Source organism: Paenibacillus sp. 01T422 (assembly GCF_056398785.1).
Map to the genome: position 1 here is coordinate 1 of NZ_JBFTQB010000187.1, position 8,933 is coordinate 8,933.

At 44.7% G+C, this 8,933-nt stretch carries 6 protein-coding genes; all 6 read left to right on the forward strand.

The genetic code is table 11. The features are described from left to right. Nucleotides 1-898 precede the first annotated feature (898 nt). Nucleotides 899-2,527: an extracellular solute-binding protein gene (locus AC1DUA_RS12860; RefSeq protein ID WP_477500132.1), complete on the forward strand. Its 1,629-nt coding sequence runs from the start codon at nucleotides 899-901 to the stop codon at nucleotides 2,525-2,527. Between the two features lie 92 nt (nucleotides 2,528-2,619). After that, on the forward strand, nucleotides 2,620-3,531 hold the full coding sequence (locus AC1DUA_RS12865; RefSeq protein WP_477500133.1) for an ABC transporter permease: 912 nt from the start codon (nucleotides 2,620-2,622) through the stop codon (nucleotides 3,529-3,531). A gap of 14 nt (nucleotides 3,532-3,545) precedes the next feature. Continuing rightward, a complete protein-coding gene (locus AC1DUA_RS12870) occupies nucleotides 3,546-4,421 on the forward strand; it encodes a carbohydrate ABC transporter permease (RefSeq protein ID WP_477500134.1) in 876 nt (291 codons plus the stop codon). A gap of 28 nt (nucleotides 4,422-4,449) precedes the next feature. Then, nucleotides 4,450-6,960: an alpha-mannosidase gene (locus tag AC1DUA_RS12875; RefSeq protein WP_477500135.1), complete on the forward strand. Its 2,511-nt coding sequence runs from the start codon at nucleotides 4,450-4,452 to the stop codon at nucleotides 6,958-6,960. Next, the gene (locus tag AC1DUA_RS12880; RefSeq protein ID WP_477500136.1) at nucleotides 6,957-7,886 is read left to right on the forward strand and encodes a dihydrodipicolinate synthase family protein; all 930 of its coding nucleotides are present in this window, start codon (nucleotides 6,957-6,959) and stop codon (nucleotides 7,884-7,886) included. Before AC1DUA_RS12875 ends, AC1DUA_RS12880 begins: the two co-directional genes overlap by 4 nt. Nucleotides 7,887-8,130: 244 nt before the next feature. Then, on the forward strand, nucleotides 8,131-8,933 hold an 803-nt coding region (locus AC1DUA_RS12885; protein WP_477500137.1), incomplete at its 3' end, for a hypothetical protein.

Consider the following 8,933-nt stretch of genomic DNA (forward strand, 5'->3'; position numbering starts at 1 on the left):
TTGTTCCTGAACATATTTTACTGCTTCTTTTTTAAAATCTTCGTTATATCGTTGGCGTTGCTCTCCCATTGGCGGACACCCCCCTATTCGTTAAGTCTATTATTGGGGTCACTTAACGGATGTGTCCACTTCTTATTCTAGCCGCATGGGAGCTCTTATTTGCTGATTTCGTGGCGAAATCAGGGTTGAAACAAGCAAATAGCTGCGCTGGTGTCCGTTAGATTTTCAAACCGGCTATATTTCGCCGAATAAGAGCTGCTGTGTCTGTTAGACAGTCGAGGATGTTGCCATACTATGCGCACCCTGCATGTGTGCCGGGGAACTGACCGCTCCGTCCTGCTCTGTCCTGCTCCGTCCCGCTCCGTCCCGCTCCGCTCCGTGGAAACTACTTTGGGCGCGAACCAGCCGGCCAATTCTAACGGACACCACAGCCGTTAATATCGTGAAAATCGCCCAGTTTCATTTCTAACGGACACGGGAGCCCTAATTTGCCGATTTCAGGGCGAAATCGGGGTGGAAACAAGCAAATAGCTGCGCTGGTGTCCGTTAGATTTTCAAAACAGCTATAATCCGCCGAATAAGAGCTGCTGTGTCTGTTAGACAGTCGAGGATGTTGCCTACTATGCCCACCCTGCATGTGTGCCGGGGAACTGTCCGCTCTGTCCTGCTCTGTCCTGCTCTGTCCTGCTCTGTCCTGCTCTGTCCTGCTCTGTCCTGCTCTGTCCTGCTCTGTCCTGCTCTGTCCTGCTCTGTCCTTGCATCATGGCGGAGAAATGAATCATCGCACTATAAGCGGAAAAACGGCACTTTAAACGCCGAATTGGACGTTCATCTGTGCGAAAATGGTGTGCTATGATCCTCGTGTAAGGCAATCCAATTACATGGGAGGATTTATTCGATGAAATCAAAAAAGGGGATTATGGCAATAACTGGCTCATTGCTTGTACTATCAAGTGTGCTTAGCGGTTGTGGAAGCAGTTCAACCACTTCACCGACTTCAACCAATAATTCTTCGACTCCGGCAACTACGGCCGGTGCGGCAGCAAACACGCCAGCAACCCAACCACTATCGCTGACTTGGATGAGGTACGAACACCCTTCGCAAGCCATTGTGGCTAATTCCAAGGCCGTTCAGGAAATTGCGAAACGTAAGAACGTCAAGCTAAATCTCCAAAGTGTTCCTCAGAGCAACTACGACGATAAGAAGAAAACGTTGATCGCAACGAATACCCTGCCTGATATCATGCTCGTCAAACAAGACGATATTCAGAACTTTGCCGATTCGGGAACTTTTCTTGATTTGACGCCTTATTTGGACAAAATGCCTAATCTGAAGAAGGTTATCTCCCAGCAGCCTGAGATCAATAAAAACAAAATTGATGGGAAGCTTTACGGATTCCCGCTTGTAGCAAATTGGCAGGGGGTTGGCGGCCAGCTTTCGATGATCCGGATGGATGTTCTTGACAAGCTAGGTTTGAAAAAGCCGACTACTTACGATGAACTCTATCAAGTAATGAAGAAAATGAAAGAAGCGAACCCGGATTCCTATCCGTTCACAGCTCGTGCTGCCAATGGACTTACAGGGACAGAAAATCTAATCAATCCCATTTCGTTCGCATTTGGTAGCGGATACACAACGTTTAACGGCACGAAGGTCTATTACGAACCGAAAGATAAAACATACAAATTCGGTCCGGCAATGCCAGAGTTCAAAGAGGCCATTACATGGTTGAATACACTGTACAAAGAAAAGCTTCTTGATCCGGATTATGCTACGGCAACATCGCAAATTTGGCAGGAAAAGTTGAACTCGGGTAAATCCTTCTATTTCCAGGATAACAATGGTTTTGCGAGCACGTTTAACATTAATCTTCAGAAGAAAGATCCGACCGCGAAGTTTGATATGTTGGATACGATGACAACGCCAAGTGGAGCAAAGCGGAACCTTATCTACGCACTTGGCCACTTGTCGGAATCATACGTCATTAATGCGAAAGTAAAGAATCCTGAACAGGTTGTTCAATTCATGGATTGGTTCTATTCCCAAGAGGGAATCGAGGTTACAAACTTCGGGATCAAAGGGGAAGATTTCACTGGTGAGAATGGCGATTACAAATTGACTGACGCTGTTGTGAATAAATACAAGGATAGACAGCCAAGCGCGTTTTATGCGCTGCAATCGGAGTATGGCACAGGCTACCTGGGACTTGGTCTGAATAATGACGATCATGCTGGATTGCCGTTCAATACCAAGGAATGGGTAGATTGGAACACGAAAGCATCCAAAGGTTTGGCTGCAGGCGAGAATGTGCAATTCGTGAACGATCCTCCTTTTACCAAAGAAGAACGTGAGAAATTGAAACAAGTCCGTACGCAGCTTGACGCTTACCTGGCTCAAAACATGGATAAATTCATCGTGACAGACGGTGCGCTCAAGGATTGGGATAACTTCGTAAAACAGCTCAAGGCGAAAGGTGCAGATGATATTGTCAAAATCTATAACGATGCCTTAGCTCGCGTGAAATAAGGTTCAAAGTTTAATTTATACAGTAAAAGGGCAGGTTGCTAAGGCCTATCTTACGGCCTGTCCTTTTATTTACCGGAAAGGAGTGGAGCTAGTTGACACCAGCTGTTGAGATTAAAAAGAATATCCGCAAGAGCATGCCGCTATATCTCATGTTTTTATTACCTTTTGCCTATTTTGTTATTTTTCATTATGCGCCCATGGTTGGAAATCTGATGGCGTTCGAAGATTATTCGATCGTCAAAGGTTTCTTTCATAGCCCTTGGGCTGGGACGAAGTATTTCCGCCAATTTCTGACGGATCCGTATTTTTGGCAAGTGGTTCGCAACACAGTACTTATCAACTTGTATTCTCTCATTTTTTATTTCCCATCATCACTCATATTCGCTTTGTTGTTAAACGAGCTGCAGCAAAAATTTTTCAAGAAGTTTATCCAAAGTATCACGTATATTCCGCATTTCTTGTCTACCGTAGTAATTGTAGGTATGCTGGTTAACTTTCTCTCCATTGATGGGCTTATTAATGAAGTAGTTAAGCTCTTTGGCGGGGAAGCGAAGACCTTCATGTCCATGCCACAGTGGTTCCGAACCATTTATGTGGGCTCCGAAATCTGGCAAGGAATCGGTTGGAACTCCATTATTTATTTGGCGGCATTGACCACGATCGATCCGCAACTTTATGAGGCGGCAACGATGGACGGTGCAAACCGATGGCGTAAATTATTGCACATTACACTGCCTGGAATATCAACCGTCGTTACGATTATGCTGCTTTTAACGTTGGGCAAAATGCTTTCAGTCGGATTTGAGAAAATTTTATTACTGTACAGCGGTCCCACTTATGAAACGGCTGACGTTATCCAAACGTTTGTTTATCGCCGAGGGTTGATTGACAGTGACTTTAGCTTCGCTGCGGCTGTAGGCATTTTCCAATCCGTACTGGCCTTTGTGCTTGTCATTTCAGCGAATCAAATATCCAAAAAATTGAATGGATCCAGGTTGTTCTAGCAGGAGGAATTGAGATGCGACTTCGTAACTTTACTTTTTTCGATACGATTAACTTGATTTTTATGCTGCTTATGATCTTTATTACTTTATACCCGTTATATTACATGGGAATCATTTCCATTAGTTCGGGTTCGTCGGTTAGCAGTGGTGAAGTGTTTTGGCGACCAATAGAGATTAATTTTAAAGCTTACAATGTCATTTTTAATGATMCTGCGATTGTGCGCTCCTATGGAAATACTATTTTCTATACGGTTGCCGGTGTGCTTGTTAATTTGGTGATGACGGCTCTTTGCGCATATCCTTTGTCCCGTAAGCATATGTATGGACGTTCCGTTCTTGCTTTGTTTGTTGTATTCACTATGTTCTTCGACGGTGGACTTATCCCGCGGTATATGGTGGTTCATGCGTTAGGCATGGTCAATACGATCTGGGCTATATTAATTCCGACTGCGATCAATGTTTTCAATATGATCCTGATGAGAACATTTTTTGAAGATATTCCAGAAGCGCTGCACGAGTCAGCGATTATGGACGGCGCTGGAGAGTTTCGAGTTTTCACCAAAATTGTGCTGCCGCTTTCTTTACCTGTCATGGCTACGATGTTTCTATTTTACGCAGTGGCACACTGGAACAGCTTCTTCCCAGCCCTTATTTATTTAAATGAGAAGAGTCTATACCCGATGCAAATTATTTTACGTAATATCGTTATTTCTGGAGATATGGCTACACAATCCGCACAGCTTGGGGCAGCAGAGGCCAGCATGGCCGTCATGACGGAAAATATTAAGTACGCCTGTGTTTTCGTTGCTATCTTGCCCGTGCTTGCCATCTATCCATTTGTGCAAAAATACTTTGTACAAGGGGCAATGCTGGGTTCTGTCAAAGGTTAAACTTTCTCATAAGGGGGATATAATCGCTGTGGAAACGAAGCTTCATTTAATAGGAAATGCCCACTTGGACCCGGTTTGGTTATGGCGTTGGCAAGAAGGATATGCGGAGATCAAAGCGACTTTTCGATCTGCGTTGGATCGATTGAATGAGTACCCTGATTTTGTATTTACTTGTGCTTGCGCGGCGTACTACAAATGGGTGGAAGAGAATGCCCCTGGGATGTTTGCCGAAATTAAGCTGCGTGTTGCCGAAGGAAGATGGGTCATTACAGGCGGGTGGTGGATACAACCGGACTGCAATTTGCCATCTGGCGAATCGTTCGCGCGGCACAGTTTATATGGACAACGTTATTTTATGGAAAAGTTCGGAGTGATTGCGCGGGTCGGATACAATGTGGATTCGTTCGGTCACCACGGCATGATGCCGCAGCTACTGAAGCTAGGCGGGATGGACTCATACGTATTCATGCGCCCAGGTGCGCATGAGAAGACGCTGCCGCACGATTTATTCTGGTGGGAATCGGAAGATGGCAGCCGCGTGATGACGTTCAGGCTAGCTGACAGTTACGGCAATTGGGCGAGTAGTGGCATGGAAGATAAAATAAGTAATCACAGAGCTATGGCCTCTGCGAGCGGGCATGCCTTCATGTCCTTCTACGGGGTTGGCAATCATGGCGGGGGACCAACCATTCAGAATATCGAACTTATTCATAAGCTTCAAGAACGGCCGGACATGGACGGCATTGAGCTTAGTTCTCCGAATCGATATTTCTCAGAAATGAGGCAGATGAATCCGAATATTCCCGTGATTAAGGATGAAATGCAGATGCATGCCGTCGGGTGTTATTCAGCGCACTCGGAATCCAAAGCCGCTAACCGCAAAGTGGAGCAACAGATGCTGACTGCTGAGAAAATGTCTTCTTTGGCTAAATTGATGCGAGGGTTAACGTATCCTATGGAAGCGCTTAATCGCGCATGGGAAAACGTGATGTTTAACCATTTTCACGATATTATGGGCGGCTGCAGTATTAAGGAAGCTTTTGACGATGTTCGGGATTTTTACGGCGAAGCATTTAGTATAGGAGCAAAGGCAACTAATGCAGCACTTCAGAAGATATCCTGGTCGATAAATACGATGAAACCGGGCGTAAAATCATTAAGCAAAGAGAAAGACTGGCAGCTCTGGGAGCAAGATGATCTAGGGTCACCTCTCGTGGTTTTCAACCCCTTATCGTGGGAAGTGGAGGCACCGATTGTCATTAACAAGAAGCTGGCTGGAGTGACAGATGCTGCTGGCAATCCGCTATCGTTTCAAACGGTTAGGGCCTCCCGGACAAATACAAGTGATAAATGGAATACCTTCATTCAGGGGAAAATCCCGGCTTTTGGTTATCAAGTATTCTGGGTATATCGTGATAAAGCTTTCGATTCCGTGCAGCCAACTGATACCGTCAGGGCAGAGGGGTGTTTGCTGGAGAACAGTCAGTTATGCATAGAGCTTGATCCGGCTACGGGGTATATCCTTCGTGTGATTGACAAGCTGAATGGCGATAGAGAAGTACTTGCCGGCGACGGAGCGGTTCCTATTGTTTTGGATGAGACTCACAGCGATACATGGGGGCACGGTCTTACGCACTATCGGGATGAGCTGGGACGATTTGGCAACGCTGAATTGAAGGTGCTTGAGAATGGACCGCTGCGAGCGACGATACGGGTAACTAGCTATTACGGAAATTCTGTGCTTCGTCAGGATATCAGCTTACTACATGACAGCTCGGATGTGCATGTTAAGGTAAGGCTGGATTGGAGAGAACAGCACAAGATGCTGAAGCTTGCCTTCCCTGTTAATGTGGAGCAGTCACGTGCCGTGTTTGAAATTCCGTACGGCTACATGGAACGGCCTCTTAATGGAAATGAAGTTCCTGGACAAATGTGGGTGAATCTATCGGGCAACATGCCAGGTACGACGGACAACATGGAACCAGCTGCGTTCGGTTTTTCTTTGATTAACGATGCCAAATACGGATACGATGTGCAAGGCAACGAGTTGAGGCTGACAATGGTGCGAAGTCCAATATATGCCGATCATTTTGGCGAACGTGATGAACAAGTGGAATTTATGGACCAAGGGGTTCAGGAATTTGCCTATTTACTTTCACCTCATAGCGGTACTTGGCAAAGCAGCGGAGTTGTACGTAAAGCCTACGAATTGCATAATCCGCTGCTGCAAGTATGGGAAACGTATCATGAAGGGGATTTGCCTCAGATTTCGAAGGGGATTTCCATTTCGTCAGACAATGTTATAGCTGTGGCTTTTAAACCGGCAGAAGACGGGAATGGGTGGATTCTCCGCTGCCAAGAGACTTACGGAAGAGAAGTAGAGACAGAGCTAAGCTTGTCAGCCTTGAACCGCAGTTGGCGGAGTACCTTCGGCAGATGTGAGATCAAAACTTTTTTCATACCTTCCAAGCTGCAGGAGCCGATTGAGGAAGTGAATTTTATAGAAATGAAAGATATGAAGGAGAGAAAGATCAAATGAAGATTAACAACCCTAACGGCGTATGGCCGACAATGATTACCTTATACAAGGAATCTGGAGACATAGATTTTGAAGCGATGGGACGTATGGTCGAATGGTTTATCCAAAATAAAGTGGACGGATTATTTGCTGTCTGTCAGTCAAGCGAGATGTTTTTCTTGAGCTTGGAAGAGCGTGTGAAGCTTGCCGCTTATGTCGTGGAGAAGGCAGCGGGAAGGGTTCCCGTTATTGCGTCGGGTCACATCTCGCACTCGATTGARGACCAAGTCCGCGAACTGACTGCGATGTCGGAAACGGGAGTTGAGGCCGTTATCCTGATTTCGAACCGATTGGGAGACGAAGAGGAGTCTGATGAGGTGTGGAAGGATAACGCTCAGAAGCTCATCGAACAACTACCGAAGCATATTGCGCTTGGTATCTATGAATGTCCATTTCCCTATAAGCGATTACTTACACCATCGGTATTGAAATGGTGCGCAGATACCGGAAGATTCTTCTTCCTGAAGGATACCTCCTGTGATATCGCMATGATCCAGGAAAAGCTGGAAGCGATTGAAGGAACATCATTAAAACTGTTTAATGCCAATACAGCTACGCTCCTGGAAACATTGAAGCTGGGTGTTCATGGGTACAGTGGAGTCATGGCTAACTTTCATCCAGATCTGTATGCTTGGCTTCTACATAACTGGGAGAAACAGCCTGAAGAAGCGGAGCATTTGAGTGATTTGTTGAGTGTAGCTTCATTTATTGAGCGGCAGTTATATCCGATTAACGCCAAATATTATCAAATGAAGGAAGGTATCAGTTCGAACTATCACTCGCGCGCGCGCGATCATAACGAGTTTACGGATACGAATAAACTGGAAGTCGATAAGTTGTACCGTCTTTCCAAGGAGTTATCTAAGCAATTTTCTTTCCACAATTGACACATAAGCAGGATGCACGATACCGTGCATCCTGCTTATCCTTTTATATTCAACTGCTTGATGTCGGTATTCTATTTCTCCCATGCTCTCCCTGGCTATACAGAACCCACTCCTCCAAGCCTATCTATCCTAATGCCGAGGAATATTTTACTTCTAGAAGAAGGATTCATCTAGAAAGATTAGAATACTAGTATTTGAAACCGCTTACTATAATTAGGAGCGCATGCATAATGGGGGAGTTAACTTGAATTGGAGACATTTGAAGCAAACGTTAAATAAAAATAGACTATTTTTTAAGATTCTTCTTTATTTCCTTTCGTTGCTGATTCCAATTGTCATCCTTGGGGTCATAGCCTATTTTAATGCCAATCAACTTATTAAGAAAGATGCCTCTGGTAAGCTTACGGATAATTTGGCTGCATCCTCCAAAACCATTGATATCTACTTAGGTATGGCACAGTCAACCAACAATAGCTTGCTGCTCAGTGATACCATTCAACAATATTTACGACCGTATCCATTACTAACTGATGAAGAGAAAATTAAATTGCCGTCGATCGTGAGATCAATTGCGGGGAATCGGAATACAATAAGTCACTTTGTCGACAATATCTTTCTATTTGTGGATGATCAACGCGTTTATTTTAGTGATGGCATGGTTGATTTTGACGTTTTCTTTGACACATTTTATAAATTCGATGGTTACGATAAAGATTTCTGGCGACATCAATTACACGAAAGCAGTTTGTTTGAATTACTGACACCAACGAGAGTGGCCAATCCGAATATGAATACGAATCGTGATGTCATTCCGAGTGTTACAACCCAATATCTAAATGGTCATCTGGCAACGATGGTGACAACAATATCTATTCCTACAATCGTAGCTACATTGGAAAATAACTCCATTTTCTCGACCACCAAATATATCGTAATGGATAAAAATAATCAGACCATTCTACAAAGCAGCGATTTGGAAGAAAGCGACAAGGAGCTGATTGTTGCTGGTTTTTCTAAGGAAAAATCAAGTAATGGCGCACTTAACAT

What these genes read in the sequence shown, in the direction of transcription:
- AC1DUA_RS12860 (WP_477500132.1), top strand. Translation starts at nt 899, where the DNA reads ATGAAATCAAAAAAGGGGATTATGGCAATAACTGGCTCATTGCTTGTA.